Annotated in this window: 1 pseudogene; it reads left to right on the top strand. The window is 47.6% G+C overall.

Annotation, left to right across the window (positions count from 1 at the left end):
- Positions 1-165: 165 nt before the first annotated feature.
- Positions 166-666 (top strand): annotated as a pseudogene (locus DXD25_RS16450) (carboxypeptidase-like regulatory domain-containing protein); the annotation flags it as partial.

The following is a 666-nucleotide window of genomic DNA, read 5'->3' as shown; positions in this document are numbered from 1 at the left end:
AAGTTTGAGAATAACGAGGACAAGACCCTCCGCCTCTATTACGAATGGAACAGTCATTCGAGCATCGAGAACATCGTAAAAGAACTGAACCAATTCGAGAATGTAAACATCGAATTGCGACAAAACGAGCTGATTGTAAAATAACAAATAAAAAGCAACATCATTATGAGAAGATTTTCAGCCATCATATTCCTGCTGTACACGTTCGCCCTGGCGATGAGCGCACAGCACATCCAGCGCAACTATCACGACCGCAGCATGTCGGACGTACTCATCGACCTCGACAAGGCTTCCAAGCGCTACAAAATCAGTTTCATCTACAACGAACTGGAAGACTTCACAGTTACCCAGAACGTGAAGACAGCCAATATTCCCGATGCCATCCGCAAGGTAATCGGTTTCTATCCGATGCAGATGACCGTGGGCGACAGCCTCATCACGGTAGAATGCATGCGCAAGAGCGAGCGCAAGCTGATAGGCAGATTAATAGACAATCACTATCTTCCTGTAGAATTCGCCAATATCCAGCTGCTCAACCCGAAGGATTCCTCCTTTCTCTGTGGAGGCGTGAGCAACGCCAATGGCGATTTCGTCATCCCCTGCCAGCAGAAACAGGCCCTCATGAAGGTTTCGTTCGTAGGCTACAAGACGATTTGCAAGCTGGTA

This window comes from Prevotella sp. TF12-30 (assembly GCF_003436715.1).
Classification (GTDB): domain Bacteria; phylum Bacteroidota; class Bacteroidia; order Bacteroidales; family Bacteroidaceae; genus Prevotella; species Prevotella copri_A.
Note: the sequence above shows the minus strand (reverse complement) of the source record. Positions and strands in the feature narration are given on the sequence as shown.